The 728-nt window shown below is 56.3% G+C and carries 1 protein-coding gene; it reads right to left on the minus strand.

Going from position 1 to position 728, the window contains the following annotated elements; all coding sequences use genetic code 11:
- Positions 1–92: 92 nt before the first annotated feature.
- Positions 93–671, minus strand: a complete 579-nt coding sequence (locus tag JF66_RS21335) for a glycosyltransferase family 2 protein (RefSeq protein ID WP_231556556.1) — start codon at positions 669–671, stop codon at positions 93–95.
- Positions 672–728: the final 57 nt, after the last annotated feature.

The raw sequence follows: 728 nt of genomic DNA on the forward strand, positions 1-728 counted from the left end.
GCGGGCAACAATTAGTTCAAGAATCACCTCGTACCTTCAAGCTTATGTCAGGGTCGAGTCTGTATCCAGTATTGATTGCCCATGTCGCTGTCTCAGGCGAGGAACGGGTCACGCTGAGGACCACCCCAGCGATCAATGATCATCTTCTCTTCGAAGGAATGCACCAGCGGATCTCGTGATCTCGACTCGAAATGGAAGAGTTCGACATCCGCCAGCCACAGCAGTCGATAGCCGGCTTGGCTGATCTTCTTCGACAAATCGACGTCATTGAAATTGCCGGGGAACAGCTCGGAGAACCCGCCTACTTCGACGAATACTTCGCGGGGTACGGCAATACAGGCCGCTGTCAGACCCGATGCTTCCCGATTGATCAAAAGAGACGAAAAGGCACCGAACGAGCCTCGCTTCGAGCCCAGGTAGGCGTGGCTGAACTGGCCCATGTGGTGCAGGTGGCCGGCGTGCTGAATCGCACCGTCTTCAAAGAAGAGAAAAGCCCCTGTCATTCCGACGTCCGGCTCGTTCAAGGGCGCGATCATCCGCCCGACGATTTCATCGCTGATCGTTTGTACATCGTCGTTAAGAAAGAGCAGCACGTCGCCCCGAGCCGCGAGGAATCCTTCATTGCACTTGCGGCTGAAGTTGAACGGCCCGGTGAAAGGGGCGAGGGTCAGCTTGTCGCCGGCAACGTCAGCAAGTTCCTGAAGGACGGCTTCCGGAGTATTGGCGTC

It is taken from the genome of Cryobacterium sp. MLB-32 (assembly GCF_000738085.1).
Lineage (GTDB): Bacteria > Actinomycetota > Actinomycetes > Actinomycetales > Microbacteriaceae > Cryobacterium.